The organism is Burkholderia aenigmatica (assembly GCF_902499175.1).
Classification (GTDB): Bacteria; Pseudomonadota; Gammaproteobacteria; order Burkholderiales; family Burkholderiaceae; genus Burkholderia; species Burkholderia aenigmatica.
Window position 1 is genome coordinate 40,428 of sequence record NZ_CABVQC010000024.1, and the last position, 16,188, is coordinate 56,615.

General features: G+C 67.2%; 14 protein-coding genes. 6 read left to right on the forward strand and 8 right to left on the reverse strand.

Going from position 1 to position 16,188, the window contains the following annotated elements:
- Positions 1–146: 146 nt before the first annotated feature.
- Positions 147–938, forward strand: coding sequence for a DODA-type extradiol aromatic ring-opening family dioxygenase (locus BDO18943_RS18510; RefSeq protein WP_175023515.1), 792 nt, complete (start codon positions 147–149; stop codon positions 936–938).
- Between the two features lie 123 nt (positions 939–1,061).
- Here the strand turns inward: BDO18943_RS18510 and BDO18943_RS18515 are convergent, their stop codons facing one another.
- Positions 1,062–2,660 carry an APC family permease gene (locus tag BDO18943_RS18515; protein ID WP_043191605.1) on the reverse strand — a complete coding sequence of 533 codons (1,599 nt, stop codon included), beginning with the start codon at positions 2,658–2,660 and terminating at the stop codon, positions 1,062–1,064.
- A 420-nt stretch (positions 2,661–3,080) separates the two neighbouring features.
- Between BDO18943_RS18515 and BDO18943_RS18520 the strand changes: the two genes are divergently transcribed.
- Positions 3,081–3,284 (forward strand): cold-shock protein, encoded by a 204-nt coding sequence (locus BDO18943_RS18520; RefSeq protein WP_006477070.1) that lies wholly within the window; start codon positions 3,081–3,083, stop codon positions 3,282–3,284.
- 98 nt (positions 3,285–3,382) lie between these two features.
- Here BDO18943_RS18520 and BDO18943_RS18525 read toward each other — a convergent pair whose 3' ends face one another.
- The 3 genes from BDO18943_RS18525 to BDO18943_RS18535 all read right to left on the reverse strand — a co-directional run bounded on the left by BDO18943_RS18525 (position 3,383) and on the right by BDO18943_RS18535 (position 6,874).
- Positions 3,383–4,633: an Hsp70 family protein gene (locus BDO18943_RS18525; protein WP_089449817.1), complete on the reverse strand. Its 1,251-nt coding sequence runs from the start codon at positions 4,631–4,633 to the stop codon at positions 3,383–3,385.
- Positions 4,634–4,820: 187 nt separating this feature from the next.
- Positions 4,821–5,426 (reverse strand): nitroreductase family protein, encoded by a 606-nt coding sequence (locus BDO18943_RS18530; protein WP_089449816.1) that lies wholly within the window; start codon positions 5,424–5,426, stop codon positions 4,821–4,823.
- Between the two features lie 164 nt (positions 5,427–5,590).
- Positions 5,591–6,874, reverse strand: a complete 1,284-nt coding sequence (locus BDO18943_RS18535; RefSeq protein ID WP_089449815.1) for an MFS transporter — start codon at positions 6,872–6,874, stop codon at positions 5,591–5,593.
- Between the two features lie 220 nt (positions 6,875–7,094).
- Here BDO18943_RS18535 and BDO18943_RS18540 point away from each other — a divergent pair, with 220 nt between their 5' ends.
- Both BDO18943_RS18540 and BDO18943_RS18545 read left to right on the forward strand, forming a co-directional pair.
- The gene (locus tag BDO18943_RS18540) at positions 7,095–7,715 is read left to right on the forward strand and encodes a TetR/AcrR family transcriptional regulator (protein WP_175023553.1); all 621 of its coding nucleotides are present in this window, start codon (positions 7,095–7,097) and stop codon (positions 7,713–7,715) included.
- Between the two features lie 55 nt (positions 7,716–7,770).
- The gene (locus BDO18943_RS18545) at positions 7,771–8,343 is read left to right on the forward strand and encodes a DUF1415 domain-containing protein (protein ID WP_175023516.1); all 573 of its coding nucleotides are present in this window, start codon (positions 7,771–7,773) and stop codon (positions 8,341–8,343) included.
- A gap of 68 nt (positions 8,344–8,411) precedes the next feature.
- Here the strand turns inward: BDO18943_RS18545 and BDO18943_RS18550 are convergent, their stop codons facing one another.
- The 3 genes from BDO18943_RS18550 to BDO18943_RS18560 all read right to left on the reverse strand — a co-directional run bounded on the left by BDO18943_RS18550 (position 8,412) and on the right by BDO18943_RS18560 (position 11,155).
- On the reverse strand, positions 8,412–9,299 hold the full coding sequence (locus tag BDO18943_RS18550; RefSeq protein WP_175023517.1) for a class I SAM-dependent methyltransferase: 888 nt from the start codon (positions 9,297–9,299) through the stop codon (positions 8,412–8,414).
- 89 nt (positions 9,300–9,388) lie between these two features.
- Positions 9,389–10,522 carry a methyltransferase gene (locus tag BDO18943_RS18555; RefSeq protein WP_175023518.1) on the reverse strand — a complete coding sequence of 378 codons (1,134 nt, stop codon included), beginning with the start codon at positions 10,520–10,522 and terminating at the stop codon, positions 9,389–9,391.
- 138 nt (positions 10,523–10,660) lie between these two features.
- Positions 10,661–11,155, reverse strand: coding sequence for an LEA type 2 family protein (locus BDO18943_RS18560; RefSeq protein ID WP_175023519.1), 495 nt, complete (start codon positions 11,153–11,155; stop codon positions 10,661–10,663).
- Between the two features lie 639 nt (positions 11,156–11,794).
- Between BDO18943_RS18560 and BDO18943_RS18565 the strand changes: the two genes are divergently transcribed.
- A complete protein-coding gene (locus BDO18943_RS18565) occupies positions 11,795–13,963 on the forward strand; it encodes a M1 family metallopeptidase (RefSeq protein ID WP_175023520.1) in 2,169 nt (722 codons plus the stop codon).
- Between the two features lie 159 nt (positions 13,964–14,122).
- Here BDO18943_RS18565 and BDO18943_RS18570 read toward each other — a convergent pair whose 3' ends face one another.
- Complete coding sequence (locus BDO18943_RS18570) at positions 14,123–15,043, reverse strand: LysR family transcriptional regulator (RefSeq protein WP_175023521.1); 921 nt, start codon at positions 15,041–15,043, stop codon at positions 14,123–14,125.
- Between the two features lie 161 nt (positions 15,044–15,204).
- On the opposite strand from BDO18943_RS18570, the gene BDO18943_RS18575 reads away from it, so the two are divergent.
- Positions 15,205–16,182, forward strand: coding sequence for a quinone oxidoreductase family protein (locus BDO18943_RS18575; protein ID WP_175023522.1), 978 nt, complete (start codon positions 15,205–15,207; stop codon positions 16,180–16,182).
- Positions 16,183–16,188 lie beyond the last annotated feature (6 nt).

A 16,188-nucleotide genomic window follows, 5' to 3' on the forward strand; every position in this document is an offset into this window, starting at 1 on the left:
CACAAATACAACGGCCATCAGCCGCGGTGTGCGCCACATCACCCCGATTATCAACAAACAAGCGCCAATCAAATTCCAGAGCGTGGATTTATCAATGCGCAGTACGCGCCTATAGTCACTGGCAAATCCCTTTGCAGGCCACCGCCATGAACCGCTTGCCTTCGCTCTACCTGTCCCACGGCGCCCCGACGCTGCCGATCGACCCGACGCTGCCGTCCGGTGCATTCACGTACCTCGCTGCCGAATTGCCGCGCCCGCGCGCGGTGCTGATGCTGTCCGCGCACTGGGGCACGCAGCGGCCCGTCGCCAGCATCGCCGCGCATCCGGACACGATCCACGACTTCTACGGCTTTCCGCAGGCGCTGTACGACATCCGCTACCCGGCGCCCGGCGCGCCTGACGTCGCCGAGCGCGCGGCCGGGCTGCTGAACGCGGCAGGCATCGAGACCGCGACGACCGAGCACGGCCTCGACCACGGCGCGTGGGTACCGATGCTGCTGATGTTCCCGGAAGCCGACGTGCCGGTGGCGCAGTTGTCGATCCAGCCGCGCGCGGATGCCGCCCACCACTTCGCGCTCGGCCGCGCGCTGCGACCGCTGCGCGACGAAGGCGTGATGGTGATCGGCTCGGGCCAGATCACGCACAACCTGCGCGCCGCCGATTTCGGTGCGGCACCGGAGGATGCGGATCCGCGCGTCGCGGAATTCACCGACTGGTTCGAGGCGAAGCTGGCCGCGCGCGACATCGACGCCCTGCTCGACTACCGCCGGCAGGCGCCGCTCGCGGCGCTGATGCATCCGACCGACGAGCATCTGCTGCCGGTGTTCACGGCGCTCGGCGCGGCGGACGACGACTACCAGCTCGGCATCCAGTCGCTCGGCACGTACCAGCGCGTGCTCGCGATGACGAACTACGTGTTCGCGAGCACGACCGCCTGAGCGGCACGGCGCCAACCGGCGCGCGGCACCCGCATCAACGAAAAAGCCCGCCCGAGCGATGCTCGGGCGGGCTTTTTCTTGCCTTGGCTGCCGCCGCCGATTCCGGCGGCAGGTCGGGCGTCGTCAGGCACCGACCCCTTCGAGGATCTCGTCGTGCGACTCGCGCTCGTCGAGATACTTGGTGCGGTAGCCGGTGCTCACGCCCCAGAAGTAGAACACCAGCGCGATTGCCGCGACGACCAGCATGTCCCAGCCGTACGGCAGCACGCCGTGACCGCCGAACTCCTTGCTGCCGATCAGCGACAGCACGGCCATCGTCGGCAGGTATGCGACCAGCCACCAGGCGGCCTTCAGGTCGTCACCCCAGCCGGTCCAGCCCGACTTCGCCTGGAAGTAGAAGTACACCGGCAGCGCGACGATCATCAGCAGGATGATCTCGCCCGTCAGCGGCCACTTCGCCCAGTACAGGATCAGCGATGCGCAGACGAATGCGAACGGCGCGATCAGCTTCATCAGCGGAATCGACAGCGGACGCTCGATGTCGGTCGCCGCACGGCGCAGCGCCATCAGGCTGATCGGGCCGGTCAGGTACGAGATCACCGTCGCAACCGAGATCACCGCCGCGAGCGAGCTCCAGCCGCGGAAGAAGAACAGGAAGATGAACGAGACCAGCAGGTTGAACCACATCGCCTGACGCGGCACGCCGTAGAGCGGGTGCACGTTGCCGAACATCTTCGGCATCGTGTTGTTGCGCTCCATCGCGTAGATCATGCGGGTGGTCGTCGCCATGTACGTCGTACCGGTGCCGCTCGGGCTGACGAATGCGTCGACGTACAGCAGGATCGCAAGCCAGTTCAGGTTCAGCGCGATCGCCAGTTCGGCGAACGGCGACTTGAAGTTGAAGTGCGACCAGCCCTGTGCGACGTCGGCCGGATTCACCGAGCCGATATACGCCATCTGCAGCAGCACGTAGATCACGAGCGCGATCAGGATCGACGTGATCACCGCGAACGGCACGCTGCGCGACGGATTGCGCGCTTCGCCCGCGAGGTTCACCGGGCTCTGGAAGCCGTTGAACGCGAACACGATGCCGCTCGTCGCGACCGCGGTCAGCACCGCCGACCAGCCGTACGGCGCGAAAGTCGCGTTCGACGCCGTGCCGAGGTTCTCCGGATGGTAGCTCGTCAGCATCAGGCCGAGGATCGTGAGGCCGGGGATCAGGAACTTGAAGATCGTGATCGTGGTGTTCGCACGGGCAAACGCCTTCACGCCCCAGTAGTTCAACAGGAAGTAGATGACGACCAGCACCGCGGACAGCAGCAGGCCGGGTACCGTCAACTCACCGTTCACGAACAGCGCGTGCGCCCAGGGATACGGCCACGTACTCATGTACTGGATCGACGCTTCAGCCTCGATCGGGATCACGGATACGATCGCGATCCAGTTCGCCCACGCGCTGATGAAGCCGACCAGCGAACCATGCGAGTAGCGCGCGTAGCGCACCATCCCGCCCGACTCGGGGAACATCGCGCCCAATTCCGCGTACGTCAGTGCAATGGCAAGAATCACGACAGCGCCGATGATCCATGCGCAGATCGCCGCCGGACCGGCAATCTTCGCGGCCTTCCAGGCGCCGAACAGCCAGCCCGAGCCGATAATCGAACCCAGCCCCGTCAGCATCAATGCAAACGGGCCGATGTTCCGTTGAATAGAACTCTTCACATCCTCTCCTGTGTCTCAAAAAGCATGGTCGGCCCGCGGTCCGGGATCGGCTCGGACAGCACCGCGCACGCAATTTTGGGGGGGCGAGTCACCCGATCAGGGCAACCCGTCCACGCGGCGCGTAGTTTAACGGTTGCACCTGAAACGTGGCGCCAAAATCGATCGGCCCCTACAAAAAATTCGCGTCGTTTGCAAGCTTTGTAAACCTGATCTACGCAATAACCCTGAGTCAATGGAAATACGGTTGACCACGCGGTTGATAAGCCGTATAAAGGACTTCGCAGGATTTCAAGTGGCGAGTGAATTGGTTCTTTCGTAGTTCGCCCATCAACGGTACTCCGGTTGGTCCTATTACCCCTTCCTTGATTTTCCGCACCCCATGGGCTTCGGCCCCGTTTTATCTTTTTAGGAACAAGTAACATGGCAACCGGTACCGTCAAGTGGTTCAATGACGCAAAGGGCTTCGGCTTCATCACCCCGGAAGGCGGCGGCGACGATCTGTTCGCGCACTTCTCGGAAATCCGCGTCGAAGGCTTCAAGACGCTGCAAGAAAACCAGAAGGTTGAATTCGAAGTGAAGACGGGCCCGAAGGGTCTGCAAGCTGCGAACATCCGTCCGGTCTAAGCTTGGCGCGATTATTCGTGTAAAAAGCCCCGCTTCGGCGGGGCTTTTTGTTTTTCAGCGCCGGTCGCCCGGCATGGCGGCCTTTTAGCCGCTCGCATTCAACCGAATAGTCGCTGCGCGTGAATGCCGAGGCCCGTCGCGACACTCGCGAGGCGGTCGCCGAACACCGGTTGCGCATCCGGGAACGCACCCGCGAGCGCGCCCGACAGGAACGCGAGCCCCGTCGAGCCGCCGGTGAAATACAGCGCGCCGACATCGCGCGGCGCAACGCCCGCGAGCCGCACCGTTTCGCGCGCGGCGTCGACGATGCGCGCGGTGTCGTCGTGGCTCGCGTCGACGAGGCGGCCGGCATCGAACGCGATCTGCAGATCCTCTTCCACGTCGTTCAGGTCGATCATCGTCTCCCCGCCCGCCGCGACGCCGATCTTCGCTTCTTCCGCACGCGCCATCAGCGCATGTCCGAGCCGCTGTTCGACCACGCTCGTGAGCCGGTCGTATTGCCGCACCTCGCGATACAGGTGCTTCATCAGCTTCAGCTCGCCGAGCCGCTTCGGCGTGTAGACCGTGTTGATCAGGTGCCAGGTGGCGAGATCGAAGTAGATCTTGTTCGGCAGCTCGCGCCCTTCGGGGTCGAGCGAACGGTAGCCGAATGCGGGCAGGATCGCCGCCAGCTCGACACGCCGGTCGTAGTCGGTGCCCGCGACGTGCACGCCGTGGTGGGCCAGCACGTCGTCCTTGCGCTCGAGCCGCGCCATCCGCTCGGGCCCGACGCGCACCAGCGAGAAGTCGGACGTGCCGCCGCCGATGTCGGCGACGAGCACGAGCCGCTCCGCCTGCTGGCGCGATTCGTAGTCGAACGCGGCCGCGATCGGTTCGTACTGGAATTGCACGTCCGCGAAGCCGACCGACCGCGCGGCGGCTTCGAGTTGATCCTGTGCGAGGCGGTCGGCGCGCGGATCGTCGTCGACGAAGAACACGGGCCGGCCGAGCACCGCACGGCCGATCGGCGCCCCCGCGCGGGTTTCGGCCTTGCGCTTCAGGTGCGTCAGGAAGCGCGCGATGATTTCGGTGTACGCGATCGCGCTGCCGTCGCCGAGATCGGTCGTCGTTTCCGCGAGCGGCGAGCCGAGGATGCTCTTCATCGAGCGCATCAGCCGGCCGTCGAAACCGTCGATGTAGGAAGCCAGCGCCGCACGGCCGTATTCGACCGTCTCTTCGTCATTGTTGAAGAAGATCGCGGTGGGCAGCGTCAGGTGGTCGCCCTCGACGGGCGCGAGGCGCATGCCGTCGCCGTCGGGCAGCGCCACGGCGGAATTGGACGTGCCGAAATCGATCGCGCAGTAAGTCATGGGAAGTTGCCGCAGCAGGGCCGGCGCGAAAACGGAAAGGACGGGCTTTTTAACATGAAGCCCGCGGGATCACAACCGGGGCTGGCCATCGGTGCCGCGCAACGAGCCCCGATCGCGACGGCACGCAGCCTGGCGCGCCGGGAGACACGCGGGGCGGGACGCGCGACGCAGCCCGCCCGCCTGGCGGTCAGGCTGCCGCGTCGAAGCCCTTCTTCCACGCGCTCGCATAGACGACCTCGCCGAGCGCATGACGCGTGCGCGGCGCCTTCTCACGATCGCGCAGCACGGGATCGAGCTTGTCGACGTTGCCGTAGTGGCCGAGCGCGATGATCGCCGGAATCGCGACGTCGGCCGGAATCGCGAACGCGTCGCGGAACGCCTTCGCGTCGAAGCCGCTCATCTGGTGGGCAGCCAGGCCCAGCGCGTGCGCCTGCAGCACCAGCGACATCGCGGCGGCGCCCGCGTCGTACAGCGCGGTCGGCGCCGGTTCGCCCTTCGACGTGAGCGTATGCGCGGTCACCGCGATCAGCACGGGCGCCGGCGCATTCCAGCCCTGGTTGAACGGCACCAGCGTCGCGAACGCGCGCTTGAACGCGTCTTCGTCCTGCGTGCGGTCGAATACGATGAAACGCCACGGCTGCGCGTTGTACGCGGACGGCGCCCAGCGGGCGGCTTCGAATACCGCGTGCAGATCGCCGGCGCTGACGGGTTCATCCGAATACGCGCGCGGGCTCCAGCGGCCCGCGATCAGATCGTGAATCGAAACAGTGGTGGGAGCAGGTTTGACGGACATGCGGATCCTCGCTGACATCGATGAAGGGGCGCGAACGCCTGGCGAACCGCAAGCATACCCGCTTGAGCCGATGCGCGCCCGATCCTCCCGCGCTATGCAAATCTGCGTGCGTGCATTGGCCGGCGGCCCGCGGCGCGGCCAGCCGGGCCACCGGATTGCCGCGCTCAGGCCGCCTGCGCGGCTGCGCGCGACGGGCCGCGGTTGATCCGCAGCACGATCAGCGCGCCGACGATGCACAGCCCGCCCGAGATCATCGACGCGATCGTGTAGGTACCGAGGCTCGCGCGTAGCAGCCCGGCGCCGAGCGCCGCGAACGCCGCGCCGAGCTGGTGGCCGGCGACGATCCAGCCGAACACGACCGGCGCCGCGGCCTTGCCGAACACGTCGGTCGCAAGCCGCACGGTCGGCGGTACGGTCGCGATCCAGTCGAGGCCGTAGAACATCGCGAACAGCGGCAGCCCGAAGAAATCGATCCCGAACGCGTGCGGCAGGTAGATCAGCGACAACCCGCGCAGCCCGTAGTACCAGAACAACAGCACGCGATTGTCGTAACGGTCGGACAGCCAGCCCGACAGCGTCGTGCCGAACAGGTCGAATACGCCCATCGCGGCGAGCAGCGATGCGCCCTGCACTTCCGTCATCCCGTAATCGCTGCACATCGCGATCAGGTGCGTGCCGACGTAACCGTTGGTGCTCGCACCGCAGATGAAGAAGCTGAAGAACAGCAGCCAGAAATCGCGCGAACGGCTCGCCGTCAGCAGCGTACGGAACGCGACCGTGAGCGGGTTCTCCTTCGCCGCCTCGGGCGCGGGCGGCGCATCGGCCGGCTCGCCGTACGGGCGCAGTTGCAAGTCGGCCGGCCGTTCGGGCAACAGGAACGCCACGAGCGGAATCACGATCGCGGCCGCGACCGCGACGACCAGCACGACCGGCCGCCAGCCATGGCGCTGCGCGATCGCCGCGAGCATCGGCAGGAACACGAGCTGGCCGGTGGCCGTGCTCGCGGTCAGGATCCCCATCACGAGGCCGCGCCGCGCATGGAACCAGCGCGTGACGAAGGTTGCGGACAGCGTCAGCGCGACGACGCCCGTCGAGCAGCCGACCATCAGGCCCCAGATCACCACCATCTGCCAGCTCTGCGTCATCATCGACGACAGCGCGACGCCCGCGCTCATCGTCACAAGCGCGACGAGAATCGTCGGGCGTAGCCCGAAGCGCTGCATCGCGGCGGCCGCGAACGGGCCCGTCAGTCCGTACAGCGCGATGTTCACCGAGATTGCCAGCGAGATCGCCGCGCGGCTCCAGCCGAGCTCGCGCTCGAGCGGCACCATCAGCACGCTCGGCGTCGCGCGCGTGCCGGCCGCTGCCAGCAGGATCAGGAATACCACCGCCGCCGCGAGCCATCCGTAGTGGAAGCGCCCGCCGATTCGTGTCACCGCCCAGTTCATCTTCGCGTTCTCCTGTTGGCGGCTCCGGCGCATCCGCACCCGTTCCGCCCCGCCCAGCCAGGCCACCTCCGCCGCACGCTGCATCGGCTGACCCGGGCCGACGCTTGGCATTTGTCTGTCGATCCGATCGGTATTGTTACCGCTCGGTCACAAGTGTGTTGCGATCGTAGTGACCAATCGGTAACATGTCAAGCAATTCACTATGCAGTCGAGGGTCATCATGTCGGGCATCGAGATCGCCAAACCGCTGGCGCGCCGCACGCGCCGGCCGATCGACGGCGCTACCGCGCAAGAGCACCTGCTGCGCGCCGCCGAGGAGCTGTTTTACAAGGAAGGCGTTCGGACGGTGGGCGTCGAGGCGGTCGTGGAGCGCGCGGGCGTCAACAAGATGAGCCTGTATCGCCAGTTCTCGTCGAAGGACGAGCTGATCCTCGCGTATCTGGAGCGGATGGATGCGTGCTTCTTCGACCGCTTCAATACGAGCGTCGCGAAACACCCGGGCCAGCCGAAAGCGCAGCTGATCCAGTATTTCGTCGATCTCGCCGAGCGCGCAACGCAGAAGGATTACCGCGGCTGCCCGTTCGTCAACGTCGCCGCCGAATTCCCGGATGCTTCGCACCCGGCGCGCGAACGCGTCGCGCAGAACAAGGAACAGCTGATGAAGCGGCTCGTCGCATTGTGCGAAAGCGCCGGCGCGCGGCAGCCGCAGGCGCTCGCCGACTCGCTCGCGCTGGTGATCGAAGGCATCTACGCGGCAAGCCAGACCTATCGGCACGGCGAAACGCCGATCGGCGTCGCCCCCGCACTCGTCACGCAGTTGATCGAAGCCGCCTGCGCGTGACGGCGCGCCCGCTACAATGCGGCCCTCACCGCCCTTCCGCCCGACTGGTTTCACGATGACCGACACCCGCCCCGAATCGCACGACGACATCCTCGCCGCCACACGGCACTGGCTCGCGCGCGCGGTGATCGGGCTCAATCTGTGCCCGTTCGCGAAAAGCGTCTATGTGAAGGAACAGGTGCGCTATGCGATCAGCGAAGCGACGACGCTGGAAGACGCGCTCGCCGAACTCGAAACGGAGCTGCGCGCGCTCGACGCGGCCGACCCGCAGCAGGTCGACACGACGCTCGTGATCTTCCCGCATGCGTTCGCCGATTTCATCGACTACAACGATGCGCTGTTCTTTGCCGACCGGCTGGTGCGGCAGCTGCGGCTCGACGGCATGCTGCAGATCGCGAGCTTCCATCCGGACTACCGGTTCGAAGGCAGCGAGCCCGACGACATCGAGAACTACACGAACCGCGCGCCGTATCCGATCCTGCACCTGCTGCGCGAGGACAGCATTGCGCGCGCGGTCGACGCGTTCCCGGACGCGGCCGCGATCTACGAAAAGAATCAGGAAACGCTGCGCCGCCTCGGCCACGATGGCTGGCGCGAATGGATGCGCCGGCCGGGCGACGACGTCTGACGCGGCGCGCAACGTGCACCGCGCGACGCATTGACAGCGACGCGGCGCGGCGTGCCCGCCCCCGCGTGTCAGCCTGCGGCCGGTTCGACGGCCTCGCCGCCCGCCGCCGCTTCCGGCACGAAGAAGCGCTCGTTCAGCTCGGCGAGCCCGAACATCCCGAGAATCTCGTTCAACCGCTCGCCGGGCCGCCGGCGCGGCAGGTTCTTGTACTGCGCGATGATCAGCTCGTTCTTCATCGAGTGCTCCCAGCCGACCAGCTCGGTCACGCTGACCTGGTAACCGTGCGCTTCGAGCTGCAGGCAGCGCAGCACGTTGGTGATCTGGCTGCCGAATTCGCGCGTATGGAGCGGATGCCGCCACACTTCCGTCAGCGCGTTCGCGAGCGACTTGCCCTTGTTCTTGCGCAGTACACCCGCGACCTCCGCCTGGCAGCACGGCACCAGCACGATGTGCTGCGCGCGCTTCGCGAGCGCGAAGCGGATCGCGTCGTCGGTCGCCGTGTCGCACGCGTGCAGCGCGGTGACGACGTCGACCGTTTCAGGCAATGCCGGCGACGTGATCGAATCGGCCACCGACAGGTTCAGGAACGACATGCCGCCGAACCCGAGCCGGGCCGCCAGCTCGGCCGAGCGCGTGACCAGCTCCTCGCGGGTCTCGATCCCGTACACGTGCGACGCGAACGCCGGCGTGCCGTGCCCCGGCTGCTGCTTGAAGAACAGGTCGTACAGGATGAAGCCGAGATACGACTTGCCGGCGCCGTGATCGACGAGCGTCACGCTGCCACGGTCGGCCTGCACGCCGGCGAGCAGCGGCTCGATGAACTGGAACAGGTGATAGACCTGCTTCAGCTTGCGGCGGCTGTCCTGGTTCAGCTTGCCGTCGCGGGTGAGGATGTGCAGTTCCTTCAGCAGCTCGACGGACTGCTCCGGGCGGATTTCGTGGGTCTTGTTCGACATCGTGATGCGGCGCCGGGCCACGGTCGGCTGACCACGGCCCGGCGGCGGGAATTCGTGAGGAATGGCGATAGTTTACCGAAAATGCGCGATCAGGCTCGTGCGCCGAGCCGCCAGAGCGACGTGACCTCGGCCTGGCGTGCCGCGTGCAGCGGATCGTCGGCGTCCATCGCCTTCGGGTGCGCGGGGCGGATGTCGTCGCGACCGAGCACGACGAGGCCCGCTTCGTCGATCCATTGCAGCAGCGTGTCGCGCGGCCGCAGGCCGAGATGCTCGGCGAAATCGGACAGGATCAGCCAGCCTTCGCCGCCAGGCTCGAGGTGCGCGGCGAGCCCCGCGAGGAAGCCACGCAGCATGCGGCTGTCCGGATCGTAGACCGCGTATTCGATCGGTGCGCTCGGCCGGGCCGGCACCCACGGCGGGTTGCAGACCACGAGCGGTGCTCGGCCGGCCGGAAACAGGTCGGCTTCGACGATCTCGACGCGATCCGCGTGACCGAGCCGGTCGACGTTCTCGCGCGCACAGGCGAGCGCCCGCGGATCCTGGTCGGTCGCGACGACGCGCGCGACGCCGCGCGACGCCAGCACGGCCGCCAGCACGCCGGTGCCCGTGCCGATGTCGAACGCGAGCGACGTCGCCGGCAGCGGCGCGCGCGCGACGAGATCGACGTATTCGCCGCGCACCGGCGAGAACACGCCGTAGTGCGGGTGGATCGCCGCGCCGCCGAGCGCCGGGATCGCCACGCCTTTCTTGCGCCATTCATGCGCGCCGACGAGGCCGAGCAGTTCGCGCAGCGACACGACCGACGGCGCGCCGCCAGGCCCGTACGCCTCTTCGCACGCGGCGCGCACGTCGGGCGCACGGCGCAGCGGGATCGTGTAGTCGGCATCGAGCGGAATCAGCAGCATCCCGAGCGTGCGGGCGCGCTGCGACTGCGCGAGACGATGCAGGTTGAATGCGTCGACGCCGGCCGCGGCTTTCGCCTTCTTCGGCTTGCGCTCGACACGGCGCGCCATCGCCTGCACGAGCTGGCGCGCATTCTGGAAGTCGCCCTGCCAGACGAGTGCGGTGCCCTCGCAGGCAAGGCGGTAGGCCGCGTCGGCCGCGAGGCGGTCGTCGGCGGGCACCGCGCGCTTCGGCGGTTGCACGCCGGCTTCGGAGCGCCAGCGCACGGCATGATCGGCGCCGTCGGCGTCGGTCCAGTGGAAAACAGGGAAATCGGTCACGCGAACTCGGTTACGGTTGGCTTCAACGGGCGGCGCGACCGTATTTCGGGCGCCGCGCGGCTCACACCATACCGCGCTTTGCCCGCGCGGCAAAGCGCGGGGGCCGGCCCGCGCCGCCCGCCGCCGCGCTCGCCCGGCTCAGCCGCCCCACCCCGGCATCGCGGGCAGGCGCAGCGTACCGGCATCGTTGAAGTGCACGGTGCCGAGCACGCCGCCCGCGAGCCGGCCGCGCAGCGCATACGGCAGCTCGCCGTTCGCGGCCGCGCCGGGCAGGTTCCACGCCTGTCGCGCGGCGGCGAAGGCCGACACGGAAACCGGCACGTCGAGCACGGCCTCGCCGAAACGCGGCACGGTACCCGAGCGATCGCTGACGCCGCTCGCGAACGGCGTGCCGTTCAGGTCGAGCGCGACCGAAATGCCGTCGTATTCGATCGGCGCGTCGTTCGGGTTCTGCACGCGCAGCTTCAGGCTGAAACGCATCTCGAGGCCCTGCCCGACGAGCGGGTCGAGCCCGGCGACCGACACGCGCACGGGATCGCGCGTCAGCCCCGCGCAACCGCCGAGCAGGAGCACGGCGGCGAACAGCATCAGCGCGGCGCGCAGCGGCGCGATACGGAACAGGGCTGGTGACATGGGAGGGCCTCCTCGCGGCAATCAGTAAGCGGATCGTCACTGCATTGTACCGAGCACCCCATACGCCGGGTTTCGTAGTTTTCGCAGCCACGCGAGATCGTTAATAGATTAAAACTACGAAAATACCAGTCAAACGGAAAGCGCATTAATGCTTTCCAGCATTCAATGAAGCGCGCCGAATTCAATAGATGCAATTTCTAAATTTTTCGTTTCCTTTACCTAAAACCATCAAGTATATTTACGCATCCTTCGAGCAAGCCGACAAACCTTGAAGCCGCATGACGGTGATTTTACGGAATGGCGACACGCCTTCCTGCCATCCTGCGGCCAGGCCCGGCCAGCCCCGTAGGTCGTCTGTTCAAGGAGATTGCGCGCCCGCACCGGGCGTGCGGCTCCGTGTCGTGCACGCGAAATCAATTCAGTACAACACGCGCCCGGCCATTTTGAACCGGCAAGTTAACCGACATCCGGAAATCCAGAGGGGGCAGTAAACCATGATTACCTTCACGTAGTCGGCCGCCGTCTTTTCGAATAATCCGTCATTGGCATTTTTATCGCTGTTGATTAACGGCGAGGGGATTGCTTTTGCCGGCGTTTTCGCAGCACTGAACGATTCTTTCAACAATCGAGGTTTCAGTCATGTCGATCGACATTCGCAAGATGCGTTATCTGCCGCTCGTCGCCGCACTCGCGCTCGCCGGGTGCGGCGGTGACGACGGCGGCCCGGGCTCGGCTTCCGCGCTCAGCTCCGCCGGCGCGCCGCAATCGGGCTCGTCGCCCACCGTCACCGCGCCGCCGAGCGCATCCAACGTCGACAAGAGCGTATCGCCTGTCGAGTTGCCGGACACCGTGGTGCCCGTGAACTACCGGCTGTGGTTCCGCCCGAACGAAGCGCTGAACGCGTTCGACGGCCGCGCCGACGTCGAGATCAAGGTGCTGAAGCCGGTCAACAACATCGTGATCGCCGGCCACCGGATCAAGTTCACGAACGGCCGCCTCACGCTGCAGCCGGGCAACATCCAGCTGATCGCGACGCCGCAGGACAAGGGCGACTACTATCAGCTGCGCCCCGTGAGCGGCTCGATCGCGCCGGGCAACTATTCGCTGCACATGGAGTGGTCGGGCATCATCAACTTCAAGTCGTATGACGATCCGGTCGCGAAGACGGGCGGCAGCTGCGGCGACGATCCGTATCCGGGCTGCTCGGCCGCGGAAGGCATCTTCCGCGTCGACCTGAAGGGCACCGACGGCAAGACGAGCGGCGCGATCCTGACGCAAGGCGAAACCAACCTGTCGCGCCAGTGGTTCCCGGGCTGGGACGAGCCGGCGTTCCGCCCGACCTATGAAGTGACGGCTGAAGTGCCGCAGAGCTGGCGTGTCGTGTCGAACGCGGCCGAGAAGCCGTCGACCAACGTCGGCGGCGGCTACAAGCTCGTGCAATTCGACAAGACCCCGCCGATGCCGTCGTACCTGCTGTTCTTCGGCGGCGGCCTGTTCGACACCTACGAGGACGACTTCACGAGCCCGCTGCCGGGCGGCAAGGGCGGCCTGCACCTGCGCGTGTTCACGCCGCCGGGCATGAGCGACTGGGCGAAGCCGGCAATGGACCGCACCAAGCAGGCGCTCGACTTCTACTACCGCTACACGGGCATTGCCCTGCCGCTCACGAAGTTCGACACGGTGGCCGCGAACGACGCGTTCAAGGCGCAGAAGGACCTGAACTTCGGCGGGATGGAGAACTGGGGGTCGATCCTCGAGTTCGCCGACGACATCCTGCCGCAGCCGGGCCAGCCGATGTCGCACTACGGCAACGAGGTGCTGACGCACGAAGTCGCGCACCAGTGGTTCGGCGATCTCGTCACGGCCGACTGGTGGGACAACGTGTGGCTCAACGAGTCGTTCGCGACGTTCTTCGAGACGAAGACGACGATCCAGTTCTTCCCCAACGAGTTCAGCTGGCTCGACCAGGTGAAGAACAAGTACCGCGTGATCAATCGTGATATCGGCCCGAACGCGTTCCCGGTCGCACCGAACTTCAACGGCTGGGCGTCGAACGACTTCGTGCTGAGCGCCAGCGCGTTCACGTACGACAAGGGCGGCCACGTGCTGAAGACGCTCGAGAACTATCTCGGCGAACAGACGCTGCGCAAGGGTCTGCAGCAATACCTGGTCGACTACTCGTTCGGCAACGGTACGCCGAAGCGCTTGTGGGATGCGCTGTCGAAGGAAAGCGGCCAGGCAATCGGCCCGATCGGCGACAGCTACGTCCGCCAGACCGGCGTGCCGCTGATCTCGCTCGACACGCAGTGCGACCTGACGAAGAACCAGACGATCGTCACGCTGAAACAGCAGCCGTTCCCGAACAAGAACGCGTATCCGGGCCTGCAGTGGACGGTGCCGATCACGCTCGCGTACGGCCAGGGTCTCGCCAAACGCACGACGCTCGCGCTGAAGGATACGCAGACGCAAACGCGCATCGACGGTTGCACGGGCGTGGTGGCTGACCCGAGCGGGCTCGACTACTACGTCGTGAACTACAGCGACGCGGCCTGGAGCGGGCTGCTCACGCAGATCAACCGCTCGACCGATCCGGTGCTGCTGTCGAACCTGCAGAGCGAGGCCGCGCTGCTCGTCTCGAACAACCTCGCGCCGGCTTCGCGCTCGACGTCGATCGGCTCGGTCGCTTCGCCGGCCGCGATGAAGCTGCGCCAGACGCCGACCTTCGACGGCATCGAGCCGGTGACGAAGGAACGCCCGGCACTGCACTACCAGGGCATCTTCAAACCGCGCAAGGTAGTGACGCAGTAACGGTGCGCATCCGGCCGGCGCCGCGCAGTCTGCAGCTGCCGGCCGGCGTACCGGCTTCTCCGACCTTTGACGGGCCTCGCATGCGGGGCCCTTTTTTATGCCCGGCGTATTTATGCCCGGCGCTTATCCGGCCCCGCAACGCGACACCCGCACCCGCCGTCATGCCCACGCGGCATCCCACGCCGGCTGCGCGAACCAGGTCGCGAGGAACGCGACGAGCCGCGCCGCGCGTGCGGTGCCGCGCGCCTGCTGGCGCAACACGTGGATCGTCGCCTGCTCGGGCGCCGCCGCGAACTGCGGCAGCACCGCGCGCAAGCGCCCGTCGCGCAGCGCGTCGCCCGCGAGCCAGGTCGGCAGGTGCGCGAGGCCGAGCCCGTCGATCGCGGCTTCGAGCAACGCCTCCGAATGATTGCTGCGAAACCGCGGCTGCGCCGGCGCGTGGCGGCGCTCGCCGAAGCGCCACGCGCCCGGTGGCGGCGCACCGTGCCAGGCGAGGCAGTCGTGCCCGGCGAGCGCGTCGGGCGACTCGGGCTCGCCGCGCCACGCCAGATACGCCGCGCTCGCGCACAGCACGCGCCGCTGCGGTGCCAGCACGGTCGCAACGAAGCGCGTGTCCTCGATCGGGCCGATCCGCACCGCGAGATCGACGTCGGAGCCGAGCCGCGCGCCCTGCAGATCGACCATGCTGTCGGTCAGCACCAGGTCGACCTGCAGCGCCGGATGACGCTGCATGAACGCGGCCAGCGCGGCCATCAGGTGCCGCCGGCCGAACGGCGCCGGACAGTCGACGCGCAACAGCCCGCTCGGCTCGTCGTGCTGGCTGTGCAGGTCTTCCTGCAGGCCGCGCAGCTCGGCCAGCATCCGCATCGCGCGCCCGTACAGCAACTGCCCGGCCTCGGTCGGCCGCAGCGCGTGTGTGGTGCGATGCAGCAGACGGATGCCGAGCTGCGTCTCGAGCCGGTCGATGCGCCGCGTGACCGACGACGCGGCGACGCCCAGCCGGCGTGCGGCCGCCAAGAAGCTCTGCTGGTCGACCACGTCGACGAACAGCGCCAGATGCGGGGAAAGGAAATCGTCCAATCAGGGCCCTCGGTGTTGGCTATGCGTCTATCGCAAAACAATCATCCGCCTTTGCGGGTTTCCGCGTCAAACCGGGCCGACTAGACTGCATTCATCCTTTTCACCCGCTGCACGCACCGGCCCGACCGGCCGCGCGGCAGCCAACCGCCACGGAGATCATCATGCGCAGCATCCGCTTCGACGCCCCCGCCGCCGACATCGACTCGCTCGACGCGCGTGTGAGGGAAATCGACACGCCCGTCCCGGCCGACGGCCAGATGCTGATCGAGGTACGCGCGGCAGGCGTGAACCCGAGCGACGTGAAGGCTGCGCTCGGGCGCATGCCGCACGCGGTGTGGCCGCGCACGCCCGGGCGCGACTGGGCCGGCATCGTGCGCAGCGGCCCGGACGACTGGATCGGCGCGCCGGTGTGGGGCTCGGGTGGCGATCTCGGCGTGCATCGCGACGGCTCGCATGCGGAGTGGCTCGTACTCGACGCGTCCTGGGTGCGCCGCAAGCCTGCCGTGCTGACGCTCGACGAAGCGGCCGGCGTCGGCGTGCCGTTCGTCACCGCGTACGAAGGCCTGCGCCGCGCCGGCATGCCGACGGCCGGCGACGTCGTGCTCGTGTTCGGCGCGAACGGCAAGGTCGGCCAGGCCGCGATCCAACTCGCGACCGCGCACGGCGCGACCGTGATCGGCGTCGAGCGCAGCCCCGGCGGTTATCGCGGCCATGCATCGGGCGACGTGCACATGATCGACGCGTCGAGCCAGTCAGTGGCCGACGCGGTGCGCGCGGCGACCGGCGGCCACGGTGCGGACATCGTCTACAACACGGTCGGCAGCCCGTATTTCGAAGCCGCGAACGCGTCGATGGCGATCGGTGCGCGGCAGATCTTCATCTCGACGATCGACCGCAGCGTGCCGTTCGACATCTTCGCGTTCTATCGCGGCCAGCACACGTTCGTGGGCGTCGATTCGCTGCAGCTTGGCGGCGCCGCGGTCGCGCAGATCCTCGACACGCTCGCGCCCGGCTTCGGCAACGGCACGCTGCGCCCGTTCCCGATCGGCGACGACTACGTGTACCCGCTCGAGCGCGCCCACGACGCGTATCGCGCGGTGCTGGCCGGTGCGCGCGAGCGCGTCATCGTCAAACCCTGACGCCGG